Genomic DNA, 19,900 nt, shown 5'->3' on the forward strand with positions numbered 1-19,900 from the left:
GATGGGACGACTGACGAGGCGGGCGTTCGCGGCGGCCGCGCTGTCGACGCTGGCGCTCGGCGCCGCACCGGCGCGGAGCCACGCCCGGGACGCCCGGGCCGCGGCCGAGATGCGGGGCATGTGGCTGGCCACCGTGGAGAACCGCGACTGGCCCTCGCAGCCCGGGCTGAGCGCGGCGCGGCAGCGCTCCGAACTGCTCGCCCTCCTCGACGCGGCGGTCGGACGGCGGCTGAACACGGTGATCCTCCAGGTCCGCCCGATGGCCGACGCGCTGTGGCCGTCACCGTACGAACCGTGGTCGCAGTACCTCACCGGGACCCAGGGGAAGGACCCCGGCTGGGACCCGCTCGGCACGGCCGTCGCCGAGGCCCACGAGCGGGGCCTGCAGTTGCACGCCTGGTTCAACCCGTTCCGGGTCGCCGACCACACCGATCCGGGCCGGCTGGTGGCCGGGCATCCGGCCCGCCGCCATCCCGACTGGGTCGTGGCGTACGGCGGCAGGCTCTACTACAACCCCGGGCTGCCCGAGGTGCGGACCTTCGTGGAGGACGCGATCCTCGACGCGGTCCGCCGCTACCCGCTCGACGCGGTCCACTTCGACGACTACTTCTACCCCTATCCCGTGGCCGGGGAGACCTTCGACGACGACGAGGCCTACGACCGGTACGGCGGCGGCTTCCCGAACCGCGCCGCCTGGCGCCGGCACAACATCGACACCCTGATCCGCGAGACGGGCGCCCGCACCAGGCAGCTCCGTCCCACCGCGCGGTTCGGCGTCAGCCCGTTCGGCGTGTGGCGCAACGCGTCCACCGACCCGGCGGGCTCGGACACCCAGGGCGGTGTGCAGTCGTACGACGACCTGTACGCGGACACCCGGACCTGGGTGCGCGAGAACTGGATCGACTACATCGTGCCGCAGCTGTACTGGAACATCGGCCTGGCCGCCGCCGACTACGCCACGCTCGTGCCCTGGTGGGCCGGCGTCGCCAAGGGGACGGCCACGAAGCTCTACTTGGGGGAGGCGCTGTACAAGGTGGGGGACCCCGCCCAGCCCGCCGCCTGGCAGGACCCGGCGGAACTGTCCCGCCATCTCACGCTCGCGAAGAAGTACCCGCAGGTGCGCGGGCACGTCTTCTTCGCCGCGAAGGAGGTCGCCGCGGACCCGCTCGGGGCGATGACACGGGTGGTCGCCGACCACTACGGGCAGCCGGCGAGCCCCCCGCGCTGACCTGCGGTGTCCGCGCGGCTACGGCATCATCTTGGGCATCTGGGGCATGCTCGTCGCCCGGTGGCGGATCTCGGTGTCCGGGCCGGGCGAGCACACGCCCTCGTGGCCGTCGTCGAAGCGGACGCGGTAGGGCGGATTGCCTTCCTGGCCCAGGACTTCGACGATCTCGCCGACCTTGTCGTGTTGACCGACCACCCTGCCGTGCTGGACAAGCTGGTCGCCCACGGTTGCGTGCATCGTGTGGGCCCTCCTCACCATTGCGGGCGCGGCAGCACCGACCACACCAGTGTGGGCAGCACCCGAGCCGACTGCAACCGGCCCGTCGGGGCCCGCCGGTACTGCGGGGCGGCGGCGTGGTGCGGCCGCCGGAACTCCGTGGTGGGGGCCCTTGCCGGTCTGCCAGGATCCCGTCATGACCGAGACACCGCCGCTCGCCGACGGCTACGAGATCTCCACCGACCCCGCCCGGCTCGACGTGACCCGCGTGCACCACTGGCTGTCCACCGACGCCTACTGGGCGCTCGGCCGGGTGCGCGAGAAGCAGGAGAGCGCCATCGCCGGCTCGCTCAACTTCGGCGTCTACAGCGCCGCGTCGGGCGACCAGGTCGCGTACGCCCGGGTGGTCACCGACCGGGCCACCTTCGCCTGGCTGTGCGACGTGTACGTCGACCGCTCGGTGCGCGGCAAGGGCATCGGCCGGGCGCTGGTGGCCGCCGTACGCGAGCACCTGCGGCCGTACGGGCTGAAGCGGATCCTGCTCGCCACGCACGATGCGCACGGGGTCTACGAGAAGATCGGTTTCCGGCCACTGGACCGGCCGGACCAGTGGATGGCCCTCGTCTTCGAGTGAGCCCCGCTCAGCGGCCGCGACGGTAGTGCGTGGTCAGCACCAGGTCCTTGGCGGGGCCGCGCACCCGCCACACCGTCCGCCAGTGCGCGGCGTCCCGGACGGTGAACTCGCCCCGGTAGAGGTCGGCCGCGCACGGGTGGTCGGCGACGTGGTGACCGCCGGTGAGGTCCAGGTCGTGGAAGGGACGGCCGTCGGCGAAGCGCACGTCGGCCGTGCCGGGTGCGCCGCCGGGCAGGAAGCGCAGGGTGCGCTCGGCGGGGCGGGCGACGCCCTGCCAGACGAACGTGCCGGTCTCGACGTGCAGCAGACCGCCGCCGTCCAGCGGTTCGAACACCGTCGTGCCGGTGAACCGGCCCTCGTCGCCGCTCGCCAGGTCCCGCACCGACCGTTCGACCTGCCAGTCCCCGGCCAGGTACGCCAGGACGTCCGGAACCGGCCAGAACTCATCCATCACGCCATTCTCCGTGGTTGCCGCACGACCCATTGACCTTCCTGCGGATCAGGCAGAGGCAGCCGGATCCTCCTGCGGGGGCTGCTGTCCGACGGGCAGCAGCCCCCGCTCGGCGAACACCTTCTTGGCGACGAACGTGGCGTTCAGGGCGCGCGGGAAACCGCAGTACCCGGCGGAGTGCAGCATGGCCTCGACGATCTGCTCCGGGGTGAGGCCCACGTTCAGGGCGGCGTTGACATGCACCTCCAGCTGCGGCTCGCAGCCGCCGAGCGCGGTGAGCATGCCCAGGGTCACCAGCTGGCGGTCGCGCGGGGCCAGCTGGGGCCGGGCGTAGATCTCCCCGAAGCCCCAGGCGACGATCTGGTGGCCGAGCTCGGGGCTGATGTCGGCGAGCGAGTCGATGACTCGCTGCCCGGCCTCGCCGTCGACACTCCTGAGGACCTCGAGTCCCTGGGCGAAGCGCTCGTCACGGGTGCTGCTGTGCTGGTTGCTCATGCCCAGAACCGTAGGAGTTGGAGCCCACTCCAACGCAAGACCCGTCACGCGAGGCGCGGGATCACCCGGGCGGCGCGTCCCCACGGGCGGCCCGGTCCGCATAGCGATTCAGGAGATTGCATAAACGTGCAGCGCTGCGTATAGTCATGCCATCCACGAGGAGGATTCCATGGCAGTACGCGCGGCAGTCGCCGGAGCGAGCGGATACGCAGGCGGGGAGCTGCTGCGCCTGCTCCTGGCCCACCCCGAGGTCGAGATCGGCGCCCTCACCGGCAACTCCAACGCCGGACAGAAGCTGGGCGCCCTGCAGCCGCACCTGCTGCCACTGGCCGACCGCACCCTCGCCGAGACCAGTGCCGACACCCTCGCCGGCCACGACGTCGTCTTCCTCGCCCTGCCCCACGGCCAGTCCGCCGCCGTCGCCGAGCAACTCGGTCCGGACGTCCTCGTCGTGGACATGGGCGCCGACTTCCGGCTGAAGGACGCCGCCGACTGGGAGACGTTCTACGGCTCCCCGCACGCCGGCACCTGGCCCTACGGCCTTCCCGAACTTCCGGGTGCCCGCCCCGCGCTGGAGGGGTCCAAGCGCATCGCGGTCCCCGGTTGCTACCCCACCGCCGTCTCCCTCGCCCTGTTCCCGGCCTACGCCGCCCAGCTCGCCGAGCCCGAGGCCGTGATCGTCGCCGCCTCCGGCACCTCCGGGGCGGGCAAGGCGCCCAAGCCGCACCTGCTGGGCAGCGAGGTCATGGGCTCCATGACGCCGTACGGCGTCGGCGGCGGTCACCGGCACACGCCCGAGATGATCCAGAACCTCAGCGGTGTGGCGGGCGAGCGGGTCGGCGTCTCCTTCACACCCACCCTCGCGCCGATGCCCCGCGGCATCCTCGCCACGTGCAGCGCGAAGGCCCTGCCCGGGGTGACCGCGGAGTCCGTGCGCGCCGCCTACGCCAAGGCGTACGCCGACGAGCCCTTCGTGCACCTGCTGCCCGAGGGGCAGTGGCCGGCGACCGCCTCCGTCTACGGTTCCAACGCCGTCCAGGTCCAGGTCGCCCACGACGGGGCCGCGGGACGGATCATCGCGATCAGCGCCATCGACAACCTGACCAAGGGCACCGCCGGAGGTGCCGTCCAGAGCATGAACATCGCCCTCGGTCTCGACGAGACCACGGGATTGACGACGATCGGAGTTGCGCCGTGAGTGTGACGGCAGCGAAGGGATTCACGGCGGCGGGCATCGCCGCCGGGATCAAGGAGAACGGCAACCCCGACCTGGCCCTCGTGGTCAACACCGGCCCCCGCCGCGCCGCCGCCGGCGTCTTCACCTCCAACCGCGTCAAGGCCGCCCCGGTGCTGTGGTCCGAGCAGGTCCTCAAGAGCGGGCAGCTGACCGCCGTCGTCCTCAACTCCGGCGGCGCCAACGCCTGCACCGGCCCCAAGGGCTTCCAGGACACCCACGCCACCGCCGAGAAGGCCGCCGAGGTCCTCGGCTGCGGCGCCGGCGAGGTGGCCGTCTGCTCCACCGGCCTCATCGGCCTGCTGCTCCCCATGGACAAGGTCCTGCCCGGCGTCGAGACCGCCGCCGCCCAGCTCTCCGAGCACGGCGGCGAGAAGGCCGCCATCGCCATCAAGACCACCGACACCGTCCACAAGACCTCCGTCGTCACCAAGGACGGCTGGACCGTCGGCGGCATGGCCAAGGGCGCCGGCATGCTCGCCCCCGGCCTCGCCACCATGCTCGTCGTGATCACCACCGACGCCGACGTCGACAGCGAGACCCTGGACAAGGCCCTGCGCGCCGCCACCAAGGTCACCTTCGACCGGGTCGACTCCGACGGCTGCATGTCCACCAACGACACCGTCCTGCTCCTGGCCTCGGGTGCCTCCGGCATCACCCCCGAGTACGCCGGGTTCGCCGAGGCCGTCCGCACCGTCTGCGACGACCTCGGCCGGCAGCTCATCGGCGACGCCGAGGGCGCCAGCAAGGACATCAAGGTCGAGGTGGTGGGCGCCGCGACCGAGGAGGACGCCGTCGACGTGGGCCGCACCATCGCCCGCAACAACCTCCTCAAGTGCGCCATCCACGGCGAGGACCCCAACTGGGGCCGTGTCCTGTCCGCGATCGGCACCACGCAGGCCGTCTTCGAGCCGGACCGGCTCAACGTCGCCATCAACGGCGTCTGGGTGTGCAAGAACGGCTCCGTCGGCGAGGACCGCGACAAGGTCGACATGCGCTACCGCGAGGTGCACATCGTCGCCGACCTCGCCGCCGGTTCCGAGACCGCGACGATCTGGACCAACGACCTCACCGCCGACTACGTCCACGAGAACAGCGCCTACTCGTCATGACATCCACCCGGAAGCACACCGCGCTGCCCAAGGCGCAGATCCTCATCGAGGCGCTGCCCTGGCTGACCCGGCACAACGGCAAGACCGTCGTCATCAAGTTCGGCGGCAACGCCATGGTCGACGAGGAGCTGAAGGCCGCGTTCGCCCAGGACGTCGTCTTCCTCCACCACGCCGGCCTCAAGCCGGTCGTCGTGCACGGCGGCGGTCCGCAGATCAGCGCCGCGCTCGACCGGCACGGCATCGTCAGCGAGTTCAAGGCCGGCCTGCGCGTCACCACTGAGGAGGCCATGGACGTCGTCCGCATGGTGCTCGCCGGGCAGGTGCAGCGCGAGCTGGTCGGGCTGCTCAACCAGCACGGCCCGCTCGCCGTCGGTCTGACCGGCGAGGACGCGCACACCATCACCGCCACCCGGCACACCCCGGAGATCGACGGCGAGCGCGTCGACATCGGCCGCGTCGGCGAGATCACCGGCATCGACACCGGCGCGATCGAGGCGCTGCTCGCGGACGGCCGTATCCCGGTCGTCTCGTCGATCGCCCGCTCCGAGGACGACGGGCACGTCTACAACGTCAACGCCGACACGGCGGCCGCCGCGCTCGCCGCGGCACTGGGCGCCGAGACCCTCATGGTCCTCACCGACGTCGAGGGTCTCTACGAGGACTGGCCGAACTCCGACGAGGTGATCAGCCGCCTCACCGCTTCCCAGCTGGAGAAGCTGCTGCCGGAGCTGAGTTCCGGCATGGTCCCGAAGATGGAGGGCTGTCTGCACGCCGTGCGCAACGGCGTGACGACCGCCCGCGTCATCGACGGCCGCGTCCAGCACTCGATCCTGCTGGAGATCTTCACGGACGAGGGTATCGGCACCATGGTCGTGCCCGACTCGGACACCGAGGGGGAGACATGAACAACCAGGAGATGACCGCGCGGTGGCAGGGCGCGCTCATGAACAACTACGGCACCCCGCGGCTGCCCCTCGTCCGCGGCGAGGGCACGCAGGTCTGGGACGCCGACGGCACCCGCTACCTGGACTTCGTCGGCGGCATCGCCACCAACGCCCTCGGCCACGCCCACCCCGCGATCGTCGAGGCCGTCAGCCGGCAGATCGGCTCCCTCGGGCACATCTCCAACTTCTTCATGGCCGAGCCCACGCTCGCGCTCGCCGAACGGCTGCTGCAGCTCTTCGGCCGCGAGGGACGGGTGTTCTTCTGCAACTCCGGCGCCGAGGCCAACGAGGCCGCCTTCAAGATCGGCCGGCTGACCGGGCGCACGCACATCGTCGCCACCGAGGGCGGCTTCCACGGCCGCACCATGGGCGCCCTGGCCCTGACCGGCCAGCCCGCCAAGCAGGAGCCGTTCCGGCCGCTGCCCGGCGACGTCACCCACGTGCCCTACGGCGACGCGCAGGCGCTCGCTGCGGCGGTGACGGAGGAGACGGCCCTCGTCGTCATCGAGCCCATCCAGGGCGAGAACGGCGTCGTCGTGCCGCCCGCCGGCTATCTCAAGGCGGCCCGCGCGATCACGGCGGCCACCGGTGCGCTGCTCGTCCTCGACGAGGTGCAGACCGGCACCGGCCGCACCGGGCACTGGTTCGCCTACCAGGCCCACGAGGGCGTCCTGCCCGACGTCGTCACCCTCGCCAAGCAGCTCGGCGGCGGTCTGCCGCTGGGCGCGACCGTCGCCTTCGGACGGGCCGCGGAGCTGCTTCAGCCCGGCCAGCACGGCACGACCTTCGGCGGCAACCCCGTCGCCTGCGCCGCCGGCCTCGCCGTCCTCGACACCATCGCGAACGACGGCCTGCTGGAGAACGTCAAGCGGCAGGGCGAGAAGCTGCGCACCGGGATCGAGGGCCTCGGCCACCCCTTGATCGGACATGTCCGGGGAGCGGGACTCCTCCTGGGTATCGTGCTCACCGGGCCGTACGCGCAGCAGGTGCAGCAGGCGGCCCAGGAGGCCGGGTTCCTGGTGAACGCGCCCGCCGCCGACGTCGTACGGCTGATGCCCGCCCTGAATGTGGGGGACGACGAGGTGGACGCGTTCCTCGGGGCGCTGCCCGGCATCCTGGCGCAGGTGAACGGGGACGGACGAGCCGGAGAATGAGACGACGATGAGTCAGGCGCAGGAGCACGAGAACGGCACCGCGGGGCCTGCCGTGCCGCAGACCCGCACCGCCCGCCACCGCCGGATCGTGGACATCCTCAACCGGCAACCGGTGCGGTCGCAGAGCCAGTTGGCGAAGCTCCTCGCCGACGACGGGCTGAGCGTCACCCAGGCGACGCTCTCGCGCGACCTCGACGAGCTGAACGCGGTGAAGATTCGCAACACCGACGGCGACCTCATCTACGCGGTGCCCAGCGAGGGCGGTTTCCGCACGCCCCGGGCGCCGCTCGGTGAGTCCGCCAAGGAGGAGCGGATGCGGCGGCTGTCGCAGGAGCTGCTGATCTCCGCGGAGGCCTCGGCGAACCTCGTGGTCCTGCGCACCCCTCCGGGGGCCGCGCAGTTCCTGGCCTCGGCCATCGACCAGGCCGAGCTGCACGACATCCTCGGCACCATCGCGGGGGACGACACGCTGCTGCTGATCAGCCGGGAACCCACCGGGGGCCAGGCGCTGGCGGACCACCTGCTGCGGCTGGCGCAGAACGGGCACTGATCCTCCTGCACCGCCCGGGCGGGCGGCGGACAATGGGTGGGTGATCTTCCGGGGCGGGCGGGCAATCCCCTGGCGGCCGGCGACCGTATACACAGATGTGTCGGGTTTCCGGTTCCCTCTGGGCCGTCTCCCGGACGAGGCTCTGCTGTCCGGGCTGGCCACCGGTGACCCGGAACTCGCCGTCACCTTCGTACGGAGGTTCCAGCACCGGGTCTTCGGGGTGGCCATGGCCGTCACCGGGGACCCCCAGCTCGCGGAGGACATCGCCCAGCAGACGTTCGAGCGTGCCTGGCGGCACGCGCAGATCTACGACTCGCGTCGCGGTTCGGTCACGACCTGGCTGACGACCATCGCGCACAACCTCGCCATCGACGCCGTCCGCGCGCGGCGCACGGAGCCCGTGGCACCCGAGGACCTCGACGCCCTCCTCGGCGTCGTCACCGAGACCCCCGAGCGCTGGGCCCTGGTCGACGAGGCCTCGTCCCAGCTGAGGGCCGCCGTGGCGCGGCTGCCGCGGGGACAGGCCCGGGCCCTGGTGATGGCGGGCATCTACGGGATGACGGCCCAGCAGATCGCCGAGGTGGAGGAGATCCCGCTCGGCACGGCCAAGACACGGATCAGGGCAGCGATGGCGAAGCTGCGCACCACACTTGCGTCTCCGGAGCGAGGCGGCCATGGCCAGTGAAGTCACCTGCGACAAGTTGCGGGAGTACGGCGCCGAGCTGGCACTCGGGGTGCTGCCCGGCCGGGAGCGGGCCGAGGCGGTCGGCCATCTGGAACGGTGCGCGGACTGCCGGGAGTACGTCCGGCGGCTGACCCTCCTCGGCGACCGGCTCGTCGGCCTGCTTCCCGACTGCGAGCCGCCGCTCGGCTTCGAGACCCGGGTGGCGCGCAGGCTGCCCCAGGGCGCGGCGGCGTACGAGGGACGCCCGGCCCGTGGGGCGTCGCCGGGGCACCGCGGTCTGCACGGCCGCGCCCGCCGGACCCGGCTGCGTCTCGTGGCGGTCGCCGCCGGGGTCGCCGTCACCTTCGGGTTCGCCGGCTGGGCGGTCGGCACGACCGTGGACGGCAGCACGGCGTCGGCCCCGCCCGCCGTGGAGTCCGAACCCATGCTGGTCGGGGACATGACCGCACCCGCCGTGGACGGTGGGCAGCCCGTCGGCGAGATCTACGCCCATCCCGGCGCCCCCGGCTGGGTCTTCGTCTCCGTCGATCTCGCGGGCCGCGACAGCGCCTACCACGGCAAGGTGGAGTGCGTTCTCGAACACGCGGACGGCACGACCGTCCGCGTCGGTGACTTCACCCTGCACGACGGGCACGGCCACTGGGGCGTGGCCGCCCGCGTCGACCCCGTGACGGTCTCCGGCGCCCGGCTGACCGCCCCCGACGGCACCGTCCTTGCCACGGCCCGCCTGCAGACGAGCCGCGTCGTGACCACCCCGGACTGAGCCCCCGCACGGGCCCCGCATCGGCCGCCCCCTGACGCCCGGGCCCGGCGCCCTGTGACGCCGTGGTCAGCCCAGTGCCGCCTCCAGCGCGGAGGCCAGCTCGGTGACCGTCGGCCGGGCGGCCGGCTCGGGCCGCAGGCACGCGTCGACGGCGGCGGCGAGCACGGAGGGCAGACGCCGCCGGGACCGGACCGGCGGGGCACTGCCCTCCGCCTGCGGGAACCACTCCTGTGAGCCGTCGCCACCCCCGTCGTCCGGTGACCCGGAGGGCCTGCCGCAGTCGAACGGCAGCTCACCACAGGCGAACTCGAACAGGGTGATACCGATGCCCCACACGTCGGCGGCGGCCGTGAGCCGCCCGCCGCGGGCCTGTTCCGGAGACAGATAGCAGCAGGTGCCGAGCCCGGCGGGGGCCGGCCCGGGCGGCCGGGCCACGCTCAGGTCCAGCACCTTGGCGTGACCGCGCTCCACCACCACGTTGGACGGCTTGAGATCCAGGTGCAGCACGTCCCGGCCGTGCAGATAGTGGACCGCCGAGCACAGCTGCACCCCGAGCAGTGCCACGTCGGCGGCGGCCGGCCGGCGCCGCAACCGGTCGAGCAGGTGGGACAGCGTCTCACCGGTCAGCGTCTCCAGGACGACCATCGGCTCCGGCTGCTCGAAGGTGTCGTAGGCGCGGGTCAGATGCGGATGGGTGAAGTCCCGCAGCCACCGGCCCTCCCGCAGCAGCCGTGCGCGCAGCCGCTCCTCGCCCCGGCGGTCGGGGCGCACCACCTTGATCACGCACCGGCAGGCCCGTTCCTCGCTCCACGCGTCGTAGACGTCGAGCCAGCCCGTGCGCGTCAGGTGCGCCAGGATCGCGTAGCCCGGGACCGGCCGGGTGCCCGGGGCCAGGGGCGCGGCCACCGGGGCCGCGGTGACGCTCACGACAGCACCGTCCCCGCGGCCGGGGCGGCGGTCACCGTACCGAGCCGGTGCAGCCGGGCGTAGGCCCCGCCGAGGCGGAGGAGGTCGTCATGGGTGCCGTCCTCGACGACCCGGCCGTGGTCGAGCACCACGATGCGGGTGGCGTCGCGGACGGTCAGCAGGTTGTGGGAGATGACGACGGTGGTGCGCCCCGCCATGAGCCGGCGCAGCGGGTCCATGATCCGCCGGCCCGAGCCGGCGTCGAGCCCCGTGGTCGGTTCGTCCAGCAGGAGCACGGGCGCGTCCCTGATCATCGCGCGGGCGATCGCCAGACGCTGGCACTGCCCGCCGGACAGGGTGCGGCCGCGCTGGCCCACCAGCGTGTCGTAGCCCTCCGGGAGCCGCTCGACGAACTCGTGCGCGTCCGCGGCCCGCGCCGCCGCGACGATGTCCGCCTCCGTGGCCCCGGGCCGGCCGTAGGCGATGTTCTCCCGCACGGTGCCGTGGAAGACGAGCGTCTCCTGCAGCACCACCGCGACACTCTCCCGTACGTCACCCAGCCGCAGCTCCCGCAGGTCGGCGCCGTCGAGGCGGACCGCGCCCCGGTCCGGGTCGTAGAAGCGCAGCTGGAGCTTGGCGATGGTCGACTTGCCGGCGCCGCTCGCCCCGACCAGGGCCAGCGTCTCCCCGGGCGCCACATGGAAGGACACCTCCGACAGGGCCGGGCGGGAGGTGCCGGGGTAGCGGAAGCAGACGCCGTCGAACTCGACCTCGCCCCGCGCCCGGCCGGTGCGCCGGGCCCCGGGAGCGTCGACGACCTGCGGTTTCTGGTCCAGCAACTCGATGATCCGCTCGGCCGATGCGGACGCCGTGTAGAACGTGGTGCCCAGGCGGGACAGGCCCCGCACCGGGCTGTACATCTTGCCGATCAGCGCCAGGAAGACCAGCAGTTCGCCGAGCGTCAGCTGCCCCTGGGCCAGCTTCCAGGTGCCGAGGCCCATGACCGCGAGACCGCCGGACACCTCGATGATCTCGACGACGGGACCGTAGACGGCGCGGATGCGTGCCGAGGCCATCGCCGCCCGGAACCTGCCGAGGCTCTCCCGCTCGAACCGGCGCTGCTCCCAGCCCTGCCGGTTGTACGCCTGTACCAGGGCCACGTTGCCCAGCGACTCCTCGGCGATCGCGCTGATCGAGCCGGTGCGGCGCCTGCGCTCGCGTGACGCCTTCTTGATCAGCCGGGAGAAGTGCCGGGCGGCGCCCCAGAACAGCGGCACGATGACCAGGGCGAGCAGGGTCAGGTCCCAGCGCAGATAGAACAGCAGACTGAGGAAGACGCCCAGGCGGATCACGTAGTACAGGGCGTCGGCGACACCCGAGAGCAGGAAGGTCTCGACCGCGTCGACGTCACCGGTGACCCGTGACAGTACGTCGCCGAGCCGCCGCCGTTCGAAGAAGCCGAGCGACAGCCCCTGGACATGCCGGAAGACGTCGGAGCGCAGCGCGAGCAGGAACCGTTCGCTGACCCAGGTGGACGTCACGTCGTCGGCGAATCCGAGAATGCCGGAGCAGAGGATCAGGCCCAGATAGGCCGGGGCGATCCACAGGAACGGTCGCAGATCGCGGGGGACCAGCACGTCGTCCACGACGATCTTGAACAGCCAGATCTCCGCGGCGTCGACGACGGGACCGGCCAGGCTGAACAGGACGACGGGCACGAGCCAGCGCCGGCCACCGCGGGTGTAGGGCCAGAAGCGCCGGAACACCTCGAGCGGGGGCAGCGGCGGCGCGGCCGCGACCACGGCGTCGGAGGACTCGCTCACCGACAGCAGACGCCGCAGGACATGCACCATGGCAGCCGTACCCGTTGGCTCGAAGGCGGAGCGGACGGGCCCGCCGGGCCTCCGGTCCGCTCAGCCTTCGTGCGGGTCCGCTACTTGTTGCGGCTGTTGCCGTGACGACTGGTGTGGCCGTGGCGGCTGGTCTTGTCGTGACGGTGCCCGTGCCGCGTGGAGTCGTCGCTGGATGTGTCCTTCCCGTGCTTCCGGTGCTTCGCCGGCATCAGAGAGGTGAAGATAGCCATACCGTGCCTCCTGAAAGGTGCTCAGAGGGGATACGTGGCAGGGCCGCGGACGGATGGCCGTTGCTCGGTAAAAAATCGCGCTCGCCGGCAAAATCACCCCGGCGAAGCCGTGCGCGCCGGTCGCACCGGTCGCGTGCACCGGTCGCGCGCCGCGGACAGAACCGCGCCACCGGTGCGGGGCGGCGGAGGACGCCGTCTCAGCCCAGCCGTGCCGCGAGCCCGCCGGTGCACCTGACTTCGTCGCCCGATGTGATCAGCAGCGCTTCCACCCCCGGCAGGGACTCCAGCCAGGGCAGGGCCGTGCGCGACCCCATCGCGAAGGCCGCCGTCGCCCAGCAGTCCGCCCAGGTCAGGGAGGGGGCCGTCACCGTGACCGCGACCAGGTCCGTGACGGCGGGACGGCCCGTGCGGGGGTCGACGATGTGCGCGCCGCGCTCCGCCGTGCCCGAGGTGGCGACCGCGAGTTCGTCGGTGCCGGCCGCCGAGATCACCGCGGCCAGGCCGCCGGGGCGCAGCGGGTCCGCGATGCCGACCCGCCAGGGGCGCTCGGGGCCGGGCGCGCCGTACATCTGCACGTCCCCGCCGCCGTTGACGCTCACCCCGCTCGCCCCGGCCTGCGCCAGCACCCGTGCCGCGCGTTCGGCCGCCCAGCCCTTGACGATGCCGGTCGGGTCGAGCCGGCCCGCGTAACGAGGGCTGAACCAGCCGTCGCTGACGAGTTCCGCCTGCGCCGCCAGCTCCAGCACCTCGGCCATCTCGGGGTCGCAAGCGTCCACGGTCAGCTCGTCACGGGCCAGCCGGGAGAGCTGGCTGTCCCCGCGGTAGGTGCTGAACATCTCGTCGGCGCGGTGCAGACCGGCGACGGCCTCGGCGAGCGCGGTCCGGACCGCCCGGGGGTCCCCGCCGCGGACGTCGAAGGAGAAGACCGTCCCCATGACCTCCTCCGTCCGGCGCACCGCGGCGGGAGTCGTCGCGTCCATCTTCTTCAGCCCCCTGCCTTGTCCAGAGCCGACTGCAGTGACTGCTTGTACCCGGCGCTGGTGTAGGTCGCACCGGACACCGTGTCGATCCGTGCGCTGCCGGCCGCGACCGCCTCCTGGTTGAGCCGGGGCACGGCCAGCGCCGTCTTCTGGTCGCTGAGACCGCCCTGGGGTGCCTGGACGGCCTCCGCCTCGGTGATCCGGCCACCGCTGACCGTGATCCGGACCTGCACCGGGCCGTACTGCGTCTTCGCCGTCGCGCCGGTGACGGTCCGCGCCCCGGCGGTCGCGGTGCCGCCCGTGCCGGCCTTGCCGGCCTTGCCGGCCTTGCCGACCTTGTCCAGCGCGGACTGGAGCGACTGCTTGTACCCGGCGCTGGTGTACGTCGCACCGGAGACCGCGTCGATGTCCGCGCTGCCCGCCGCCACCGCCGCCCGGTTCAGCCGCGGCACCGCCATCGCCGTGACCTCGTCGCTGTGGCCGCCCTTCGGAGCCTGCACCGCCTCCGCCCCGGTGATGCGGCCGCCGGCCACGGTGAGACGGACCTGGACCGCGCCGTACTGCGTCCGGGCCACGTCCCCGGTGACCGTTCCCGCGGCGGTGCCGCCCTGCGCGGACGGCTGCGCGGCGGCCGGCGGCGCGGCGGCGGCGCCGGCCTGCGCCGACGTCGGGCCGGAGGCCGGCTTGAGGGTCAGCAGCAGGACGACACCGGACACGGTCGCGGCGGTCGTCAGCACGATCCGCCGGACGGGGTGGTTCTTCCTCATCGTGTGCAGCTCCCGCTCACATCTCGAACGACTCGTGGTGGATACGGCGGGCGGGCACCCCGGCGCCCCGCAGCGCCTCGTAGACGGACTGCGCGAACCCGGGCGGCCCGCACAGGAAGACGTCGTGGTGGTCGATGTCCGGGATCTTGCGGGCCAGCGACTCGGGCGAGATGTCGGGGCGCTCCCCGTCGGGGCTGTTCACGGCGTACATCAGCCGTGCCCCGCGCTCGTCGGCGATCGTCGCCAGCTCGTCCCACAGGGCCAGGTCCTGTGTGCTGTTGGCCCGGTACAGCAGCGTGAGGTCGCCGGCCGCGCCGGGCAGCGTCTCGAACAGGGCCCGCATCGGCGTGATGCCGACCCCGCCCGCCACCAGCAGCACCTTGCCCCGGCTGCGGCGCTGCGCGGTCAGCGCGCCGTAGGGGCCCTCCGCCCACACCCGGGTCCCCGGCGTCAGCTCACGCAGCCGGGAGCTGTGGTCGCCGATCGCCTTCACGGTGATCCGCAGCATGCCGGGGCGCGGCGCCGCCGACAGCGAGTACGGGTGCGAGCTGAACCGCATCCCCGGTGCGAGGAACCGCCAGCGGAAGAACTGCCCGGCCTCCGCGCCCATGCGGTGCAGCTTGGTGCCGCTGATGAGGACCGACACGATGCCCGGTGTCTCCTCGATCACCGCCTCGACCCGCATGCGGTGCCGCAGGTTGAGCCGGAGCGGGGTGAGGACGCGGTACCAGAGCACCAGCGCGGTGACCGTGCCGTACAGCCCGTACCAGAAGGTTTTCGCGAGCGGCTCGACGGCGAAGTCGTTGCCGTCGCTGATCTGGTGCCAGAACGTCAGGAACACCGCCGCGTAGGTCAGCAGATGGACGTGGTACCAGGTGTCGTAGCCCAGCCGGCGGCGCACGCCGCCCACCGACAGCAGCCCGATGAGCAGCAGCAGACCGGTGCCGATCGCCGCCTTGCCCAGGTCGGGCAGCGTGGTGACGGAATCGACCGTCTGCCGGACGAGGTCCGTGGCCGACCTGCCCGCCTGGAGGGCGTAGCCCCACATGGTCAGCACGATGTGCGCGAGCACCAGGCTGAGCGTGTAACGGCCGCTCATGGCGTGCCAGCGCGCCACCCGGTCGGAGCCCACCCGCCGCTCCAGCGCGGGCACCCGTGCCATCTGGAGCACGACCAGCGCCATCAGATAGCCGGCCAGCAGGCCGGTGATCCGGCCCGCGCCCAGGACCCGGGCGGTGTCGTCGGCGATGGACGGCGTGTTGCGCCACCACAGCCACAGCACGCCGGCCGCGCCCGCCCCCACGGCGAGCAGCAGCACGGCGGCGGGGGAGCGGCGCGGGCGGATGCGGCGCATCGTCTGGCGACGGGCGGCACGGCCGCCGGCGAGCGTGGTGCTCACGAATCCTCCGGGGGGACGGGACCCTTGGCCCACACATACGCGCCGTCCCGCGGGAGCGTTCAGAGGCCCGCCGAGTCCAGCGCGGACTGCAGCGACTGCTTGTAGCCGTCGCTGGTGTAGGTGGCGCCGGAGACGGAGTCGATGTCCGCGCTCTGCGCGTCCAGTGCCTCACGCCGCAGTTGGGGGATGGCGTAGGCGTTGATCTCCTGGTCGCGGGGGTTCTCCGACGGGTAGACGACCGCGGTGACGTCGGCCAACTTGCCGTCGGTGACGGTCACCCGCACCTGGACGGGACCCCAGCGGGTGTCGACGGACGCGCCGGTGGCGGTCTTGCTGCCGGTGCCGCCGGTGCCTCCGGTGGCGCCCGAAGCCCCGGGGGTGGCACTCGAACTCACCGACGTCCTCGGGGTGTTGTCCGTGGCCAGGGCAGGCGTGGTGTGCGGCTTCAGCGACAGCAGCAGCACCGCGCCGGAGACGGTGGCGGCGCTCGCCAGCACGATCCGGCGCAGCGGACGGTTCTTCCTCAGTGCGTGCACTTCCGCAGGCCTCACAGCTCGAACGACTCGTGGTGGATACGCCCGTCCGGCACCCCGGCGGCGCGCAACTGCTCGTATAGGAAGGCGGCGAAGCCGTGCGGACCGCACAGGTACACGTCGTAGGCGGCGAGGTCCCCGAACTCCGTCCGCAGGGCGGCGGCCGACAGGTCAGGGCGTTCGCCGTGCGGCCCGTTGAGCGCGTACCGCACCCGGGCGCCGCGCCAGCGGGCGAGCGCCTCCAGTTCTCCGCCGAGCGCCAGGTCCTCCGCCCGGCGCGCCCGGTACAGCAGGGTCACCTCGCCCGGCAGCGTCTCGAACAGCGCGCGCAGCGGGGTGATGCCCACACCGCCCGCGATCAGCAGCGACTTCGCCGCCGTGCGCCGGTCGGCGGTGAGCGAGCCGTACGGCCCCTCCGCCCACACCCGGGTGCCCGGCCGCAGCCCCGCCACGGCGGCGCTGTGCCCGCCGAGCGCCTTGACCGTGATCCGCATCCGGTCCGCGCGCGGCGGCGCCGACAGCGAGTACGGCGTCGACGTCCACGCCAGCCCCGGCGCGAGGAACCGCCACCGGAAGAACTGCCCCGGCCGCGCCCCCAGTTCGTCCAGCCGCCGCCCGCGCACGACCACCGAGCACACGCCGGGCGCCTCGACGTGCACGGATTCCACGCGCAGCCGGTGCCGGGAGTTGAGCCGCCACGGCGTCAGCAGCCGGAACCACACCACCAGGGCGGCGGACCCCAGGTACAGCACGTACCAGAAGGCGGTCGCGGCCGGCTTGCCGTTGAAGTCGTTGCCGAGGGTCAGCTGATGGCCGAAGGCGAGGAAGACGGCGGCGTAGGTGAGCAGGTGGACGTAGTACCAGAACTCGTAACCGGTGCGGCGGCGCACCGCGCGCGCCGAGGTGACACCCACCGCGAGGAGGATCACCGTGCCGGCGGTCGCCTTTAGCATGTCCGGGTAGTCCAGGACCACCGTCAGCGTCTCGTGCAGCAGGGAGGCGTGGTCCTGCGCGGCGTACCCGGCGAGGATCAGCGTGATGTGCGCGAGCAGCAGGCAGACCGTGTAGCGGCCGGCCATGGCGTGCCAGCGGGCCACCCGGTCCGAGCCGATCCGCCGCTCCAGCAGCGGCACCCGGGCCATCAGCGCGACGAGCACCGCGCACGCGTACCCGCACAGCAGCCCCGCGATCCGCCCGGCCCCGGTCAGCCATCCCGCCGTACCGACCACGGATGCGGTGTCCGACCACCACAGCGCGATCACCGCCGCGACCCCCGCCCCTATCGCGGCCAGTACGGCGGCCGCGGGGGAGGGCCGGGCGGGCGGCGCCACGGGCGGGGCGGCCCGCCGCTCGTCCACCGTCGTCATCACTCGTGTCCTTTCGCCTGTCCGGAACGCAACTCTGCGGGGCGAACCTCTGAGGACCCTCTGAAACGGCGGTCTCAGCGCGGACTCAAAGCAAACTCAGAGCCTCCGGCGGCACCCGCGGCCCACGCGAGGGGCGATGCTGGAGACAGCCATGAACACCACCACCCGCTCCGGCCGCCCCGCGCTCACCCGCCCCGACGGCACGCCCGTGCGCGTCCTCGTCGTCGACGACGACCCCGACCTCGCCGAGGTCCTCTCCGGCGCCCTGCGCTACGAGGGCTGGCAGATCCGCACGGCGGGCGACGGCACGTCGGCACTCGCCGCCGCCCGCGAGCACCTGCCCGACGCGGTCGTCCTGGACGTCATGCTCCCCGACACCGACGGCTTCGCCGTGCTGCGCGGCCTGCGCGCGGTCCGGCCGGACGTGTGCGTGCTGTTCCTCACCGCGCGCGACGCCGTGGAGGACCGCATCGCCGGCATCACCGCGGGCGGCGACGACTACGTCACCAAGCCGTTCAGCCTGGAGGAGGTCGTCGCCCGGCTGCGCGGCCTGCTGCGCCGCGCCGGCATGGCCCGCCAGAGCGAGGAGGGCGACCAGCTCGTCGTCGGCGATCTGGTCATGGACGAGGAGGCCCGCGAGGTCACCCGCGCCGGGGCGCTGATCGAGCTGTCCCCGACCGAGTTCGAGCTGCTGCGCTTCCTCATGCGCAACCCGCGCCGGGTGCTCAGCAAGGCCCAGATCCTCGACCGGGTCTGGTCCTACGACTTCGGCGGCCGCGCCCATGTCGTCGAGCTGTACATCTCCTACCTGCGTAAAAAGGTCGACGCCGGCCGGGAACCGATGATCCACACCGTGCGCGGTGCCGGATACGTGCTGAAGCCGGTGACACCGTGACCCCGCGCCCGCCGTGGCCGCGGCGGATCCGTGTGCCCTGGCCGCGCACCCTGCGCGCCCGGCTGACCGCCGGTCTGGTGGTGCTGCTGGCGATCAGCTGCGCCGCGGTCGGCGTGGCCGCCGTCGTCGAACTCGACGGCTTCCTCACCCGCCGCCTCGACCAGCAGCTCACCGACGTCGGCAGCCGTTTCCCGGCGAGCCTGGAGCACGCCGGGCAGAAACCCGACGACCACGACGGCGACGAGCACGGCGACACCCGCCGCCAGGCCACCGGCACCTTCGGCGCCCGCCTGCTGGACGGCAGGGTCACCAATGCGGCCGTGGTCCGCTCCGGCGATGTGACGACCGACCTCGGCGTGACCCTCTCGCCCCGCGACCAGCGCACGCTGGCCGCCGTCCCCGCCGACGGCCACGGCCACAGCGTCCGTCTGAGCGCACTGGACGACTACCGGGTCGTGGCCGGCCGCGGCCGGGACGGCGACGTGCTGATCACCGGGCTGCCGCTGGAGCCCGTGGAGTCCGCCGTGCACCGGCTGGAGGCGGTCGCCGCGATCGTCTTCGGTGTCGCGCTCGCCGTGACCGGGGTGGCCGGGGCGCTGTGGGTGCGCTGGTCGCTGCGGCCGCTCAGCCGGGTCGCGGCGACCGCCACCCGGGTCAGCGAGCTGCCGCTGGCCAGCGGAGAGGTGGCGCTGCCGCCCAGGGCGCCGGAGTCCGACCCGCGCGGCGAGGTGGGCCGGGTCGCCGCCGCCTTCAACCGCATGCTCGGTCACGTCGAGGACGCGCTGACGAAACGGCACGCCAGTGAGGAGCGGCTGCGCCGCTTCGCCGCCGACGCCAGCCACGAGCTGCGCACCCCCGTCGCCTCGGTGCGCGGGCACGCGGAGCTGGCGCTGCTGCACCCCGGGCCGGTGCCGCCCGAGATCAGCCGCGCCCTGGAGCGCATCGCCGCCGAGTCCTCCCGCATGGGGGAGATGGTCGACGAGATGCTGCTGCTGGCCCGCCTGGACGCGGGCCGTCCGCTCGAGAGCCGCCCGGTCGACCTGACCCGCCTGGTGCTGGACGCGGTCACCGACGCCCGTGCCGCGGGCCCCGGCCACCGCTGGTCCCTGGACCTGCCGGAGGAGCCGGTGTCGGTCACCGGCGACGCCCACCGGCTGCAGCAGGTGCTGGCCAATCTGCTCGCCAACGCCCGGGTCCACACCCCCGCCGGCACGAAGGTCACGGTGTCCCTGTCGACCGGCGGCCCGGACGCGGTCCTCACGGTCCACGACGACGGCCCCGGCATCCCCGCCGACATCCAGCCGGACGTCTTCGAACGCTTCACCCGGGCCGACCACCGCCGCACGAACGCCCCCGGCGGCGGAGCGGGCCTGGGCCTGTCGATCGTGTCGGCGGTGGTGAGGGCACACGGGGGAAGCGTGGGGGTGGCGAGCTCGCCGGGTGCGACGACGTTCACGGTGCGTATACCGACGTGAAAGGGGCGCGAGGAACCGCGCTCAGAGCC

22 protein-coding genes are annotated in these 19,900 nt (G+C 73.1%); 11 read left to right on the forward strand and 11 right to left on the reverse strand.

Annotated features, from left to right (window positions below; translation table 11 throughout):
- Position 1: 1 nt before the first annotated feature.
- Complete coding sequence (locus ACZ64A_RS29490) at positions 2–1,228, forward strand: glycoside hydrolase family 10-like protein (protein ID WP_469814629.1); 1,227 nt, start codon at positions 2–4, stop codon at positions 1,226–1,228.
- A gap of 18 nt (positions 1,229–1,246) precedes the next feature.
- On the opposite strand, the gene ACZ64A_RS29495 is transcribed toward ACZ64A_RS29490, so the two are convergent.
- Complete coding sequence (locus ACZ64A_RS29495; protein ID WP_469814631.1) at positions 1,247–1,465, reverse strand: DUF1918 domain-containing protein; 219 nt, start codon at positions 1,463–1,465, stop codon at positions 1,247–1,249.
- A gap of 175 nt (positions 1,466–1,640) precedes the next feature.
- Here ACZ64A_RS29495 and ACZ64A_RS29500 point away from each other — a divergent pair, with 175 nt between their 5' ends.
- Positions 1,641–2,078 carry a GNAT family N-acetyltransferase gene (locus tag ACZ64A_RS29500; RefSeq protein ID WP_469814633.1) on the forward strand — a complete coding sequence of 146 codons (438 nt, stop codon included), beginning with the start codon at positions 1,641–1,643 and terminating at the stop codon, positions 2,076–2,078.
- 7 nt (positions 2,079–2,085) lie between these two features.
- Here the strand turns inward: ACZ64A_RS29500 and ACZ64A_RS29505 are convergent, their stop codons facing one another.
- Both ACZ64A_RS29505 and ACZ64A_RS29510 read right to left on the reverse strand, forming a co-directional pair.
- Positions 2,086–2,529 (reverse strand): DUF6314 family protein, encoded by a 444-nt coding sequence (locus tag ACZ64A_RS29505; protein ID WP_469814634.1) that lies wholly within the window; start codon positions 2,527–2,529, stop codon positions 2,086–2,088.
- Between the two features lie 48 nt (positions 2,530–2,577).
- Positions 2,578–3,024 carry a carboxymuconolactone decarboxylase family protein gene (locus ACZ64A_RS29510; RefSeq protein WP_469814636.1) on the reverse strand — a complete coding sequence of 149 codons (447 nt, stop codon included), beginning with the start codon at positions 3,022–3,024 and terminating at the stop codon, positions 2,578–2,580.
- Between the two features lie 169 nt (positions 3,025–3,193).
- Here ACZ64A_RS29510 and argC point away from each other — a divergent pair, with 169 nt between their 5' ends.
- The 7 genes from argC (at position 3,194) to ACZ64A_RS29545 (ending at position 9,466) form a co-directional block, all read left to right on the forward strand.
- Positions 3,194–4,222 carry an N-acetyl-gamma-glutamyl-phosphate reductase gene (gene argC, locus ACZ64A_RS29515; protein ID WP_469814638.1) on the forward strand — a complete coding sequence of 343 codons (1,029 nt, stop codon included), beginning with the start codon at positions 3,194–3,196 and terminating at the stop codon, positions 4,220–4,222.
- Complete coding sequence (gene argJ / locus ACZ64A_RS29520) at positions 4,219–5,370, forward strand: bifunctional glutamate N-acetyltransferase/amino-acid acetyltransferase ArgJ (RefSeq protein ID WP_469814640.1); 1,152 nt, start codon at positions 4,219–4,221, stop codon at positions 5,368–5,370. Before argC ends, argJ begins: the two co-directional genes overlap by 4 nt.
- The gene (gene argB, locus ACZ64A_RS29525; RefSeq protein WP_469814642.1) at positions 5,367–6,275 is read left to right on the forward strand and encodes an acetylglutamate kinase; all 909 of its coding nucleotides are present in this window, start codon (positions 5,367–5,369) and stop codon (positions 6,273–6,275) included. The genes argJ and argB overlap by 4 nt, the downstream gene beginning before the upstream one ends.
- Entirely contained in the window at positions 6,272–7,468 is a 1,197-nt protein-coding gene (locus ACZ64A_RS29530) for an acetylornithine transaminase (protein WP_469814644.1), read from the forward strand. Before argB ends, ACZ64A_RS29530 begins: the two co-directional genes overlap by 4 nt.
- Positions 7,469–7,475: 7 nt before the next feature.
- Positions 7,476–8,018, forward strand: a complete 543-nt coding sequence (locus tag ACZ64A_RS29535) for an arginine repressor (protein WP_363264952.1) — start codon at positions 7,476–7,478, stop codon at positions 8,016–8,018.
- Between the two features lie 97 nt (positions 8,019–8,115).
- A complete protein-coding gene (locus tag ACZ64A_RS29540; protein WP_469814647.1) occupies positions 8,116–8,703 on the forward strand; it encodes an RNA polymerase sigma factor in 588 nt (195 codons plus the stop codon).
- Positions 8,693–9,466 carry a hypothetical protein gene (locus tag ACZ64A_RS29545; protein ID WP_469814648.1) on the forward strand — a complete coding sequence of 258 codons (774 nt, stop codon included), beginning with the start codon at positions 8,693–8,695 and terminating at the stop codon, positions 9,464–9,466. The genes ACZ64A_RS29540 and ACZ64A_RS29545 overlap by 11 nt, the downstream gene beginning before the upstream one ends.
- Before the next feature lie 66 nt (positions 9,467–9,532).
- On the opposite strand, the gene ACZ64A_RS29550 is transcribed toward ACZ64A_RS29545, so the two are convergent.
- The 8 genes from ACZ64A_RS29550 to ACZ64A_RS29585 all read right to left on the reverse strand — a co-directional run bounded on the left by ACZ64A_RS29550 (position 9,533) and on the right by ACZ64A_RS29585 (position 17,501).
- Entirely contained in the window at positions 9,533–10,393 is an 861-nt protein-coding gene (locus tag ACZ64A_RS29550) for a serine/threonine-protein kinase (protein WP_469814650.1), read from the reverse strand.
- Entirely contained in the window at positions 10,390–12,225 is a 1,836-nt protein-coding gene (locus tag ACZ64A_RS29555; RefSeq protein WP_469814652.1) for an ABC transporter ATP-binding protein, read from the reverse strand. The genes ACZ64A_RS29550 and ACZ64A_RS29555 overlap by 4 nt, the downstream gene beginning before the upstream one ends.
- 80 nt (positions 12,226–12,305) lie before the next feature.
- A complete protein-coding gene (locus ACZ64A_RS29560) occupies positions 12,306–12,455 on the reverse strand; it encodes a hypothetical protein (protein WP_469814654.1) in 150 nt (49 codons plus the stop codon).
- A 197-nt stretch (positions 12,456–12,652) separates the two neighbouring features.
- Complete coding sequence (locus ACZ64A_RS29565) at positions 12,653–13,390, reverse strand: FAD:protein FMN transferase (RefSeq protein ID WP_469814818.1); 738 nt, start codon at positions 13,388–13,390, stop codon at positions 12,653–12,655.
- A gap of 50 nt (positions 13,391–13,440) precedes the next feature.
- Positions 13,441–14,202, reverse strand: coding sequence for an FMN-binding protein (locus ACZ64A_RS29570; protein ID WP_469814656.1), 762 nt, complete (start codon positions 14,200–14,202; stop codon positions 13,441–13,443).
- A gap of 16 nt (positions 14,203–14,218) precedes the next feature.
- A complete protein-coding gene (locus ACZ64A_RS29575; RefSeq protein WP_469814658.1) occupies positions 14,219–15,601 on the reverse strand; it encodes a ferredoxin reductase family protein in 1,383 nt (460 codons plus the stop codon).
- Positions 15,602–15,660: 59 nt separating this feature from the next.
- Positions 15,661–16,137 (reverse strand): FMN-binding protein, encoded by a 477-nt coding sequence (locus tag ACZ64A_RS29580; RefSeq protein ID WP_469814660.1) that lies wholly within the window; start codon positions 16,135–16,137, stop codon positions 15,661–15,663.
- A gap of 11 nt (positions 16,138–16,148) precedes the next feature.
- The gene (locus ACZ64A_RS29585) at positions 16,149–17,501 is read right to left on the reverse strand and encodes a ferredoxin reductase family protein (protein WP_469814661.1); all 1,353 of its coding nucleotides are present in this window, start codon (positions 17,499–17,501) and stop codon (positions 16,149–16,151) included.
- Positions 17,502–17,652: 151 nt separating this feature from the next.
- On the opposite strand from ACZ64A_RS29585, the gene ACZ64A_RS29590 reads away from it, so the two are divergent.
- Both ACZ64A_RS29590 and ACZ64A_RS29595 read left to right on the forward strand, forming a co-directional pair.
- A complete protein-coding gene (locus ACZ64A_RS29590; protein WP_469814663.1) occupies positions 17,653–18,396 on the forward strand; it encodes a response regulator transcription factor in 744 nt (247 codons plus the stop codon).
- A gap of 26 nt (positions 18,397–18,422) precedes the next feature.
- Positions 18,423–19,871: a sensor histidine kinase gene (locus tag ACZ64A_RS29595; RefSeq protein WP_469814820.1), complete on the forward strand. Its 1,449-nt coding sequence runs from the start codon at positions 18,423–18,425 to the stop codon at positions 19,869–19,871.
- The last annotated feature ends 29 nt before the right edge of the window (positions 19,872–19,900 follow it).

The organism is Streptomyces sp. NPDC104814, from assembly GCF_055583185.1.

What these genes read in the sequence shown, in the direction of transcription:
- argB (WP_469814642.1), top strand. Translation starts at nt 5,367, where the DNA reads ATGACATCCACCCGGAAGCACACCGCGCTGCCCAAGGCGCAGATCCTC.
- ACZ64A_RS29505 (WP_469814634.1), bottom strand. Translation starts at nt 2,529, where the DNA reads ATGGATGAGTTCTGGCCGGTTCCGGACGTCCTGGCGTACCTGGCCGGG.
- ACZ64A_RS29570 (WP_469814656.1), bottom strand. Translation starts at nt 14,202, where the DNA reads ATGAGGAAGAACCACCCCGTCCGGCGGATCGTGCTGACGACCGCCGCG.
- ACZ64A_RS29560 (WP_469814654.1), bottom strand. Translation starts at nt 12,455, where the DNA reads ATGGCTATCTTCACCTCTCTGATGCCGGCGAAGCACCGGAAGCACGGG.
- ACZ64A_RS29500 (WP_469814633.1), top strand. Translation starts at nt 1,641, where the DNA reads ATGACCGAGACACCGCCGCTCGCCGACGGCTACGAGATCTCCACCGAC.
- ACZ64A_RS29535 (WP_363264952.1), top strand. Translation starts at nt 7,476, where the DNA reads ATGAGTCAGGCGCAGGAGCACGAGAACGGCACCGCGGGGCCTGCCGTG.
- ACZ64A_RS29565 (WP_469814818.1), bottom strand. Translation starts at nt 13,390, where the DNA reads ATGGGGACGGTCTTCTCCTTCGACGTCCGCGGCGGGGACCCCCGGGCG.
- ACZ64A_RS29510 (WP_469814636.1), bottom strand. Translation starts at nt 3,024, where the DNA reads ATGAGCAACCAGCACAGCAGCACCCGTGACGAGCGCTTCGCCCAGGGA.
- ACZ64A_RS29490 (WP_469814629.1), top strand. Translation starts at nt 2, where the DNA reads ATGGGACGACTGACGAGGCGGGCGTTCGCGGCGGCCGCGCTGTCGACG.
- ACZ64A_RS29585 (WP_469814661.1), bottom strand. Translation starts at nt 17,501, where the DNA reads ATGACGACGGTGGACGAGCGGCGGGCCGCCCCGCCCGTGGCGCCGCCC.
- ACZ64A_RS29495 (WP_469814631.1), bottom strand. Translation starts at nt 1,465, where the DNA reads ATGCACGCAACCGTGGGCGACCAGCTTGTCCAGCACGGCAGGGTGGTC.
- argC (WP_469814638.1), top strand. Translation starts at nt 3,194, where the DNA reads ATGGCAGTACGCGCGGCAGTCGCCGGAGCGAGCGGATACGCAGGCGGG.
- ACZ64A_RS29530 (WP_469814644.1), top strand. Translation starts at nt 6,272, where the DNA reads ATGAACAACCAGGAGATGACCGCGCGGTGGCAGGGCGCGCTCATGAAC.
- ACZ64A_RS29590 (WP_469814663.1), top strand. Translation starts at nt 17,653, where the DNA reads ATGAACACCACCACCCGCTCCGGCCGCCCCGCGCTCACCCGCCCCGAC.
- ACZ64A_RS29545 (WP_469814648.1), top strand. Translation starts at nt 8,693, where the DNA reads ATGGCCAGTGAAGTCACCTGCGACAAGTTGCGGGAGTACGGCGCCGAG.
- ACZ64A_RS29555 (WP_469814652.1), bottom strand. Translation starts at nt 12,225, where the DNA reads ATGGTGCATGTCCTGCGGCGTCTGCTGTCGGTGAGCGAGTCCTCCGAC.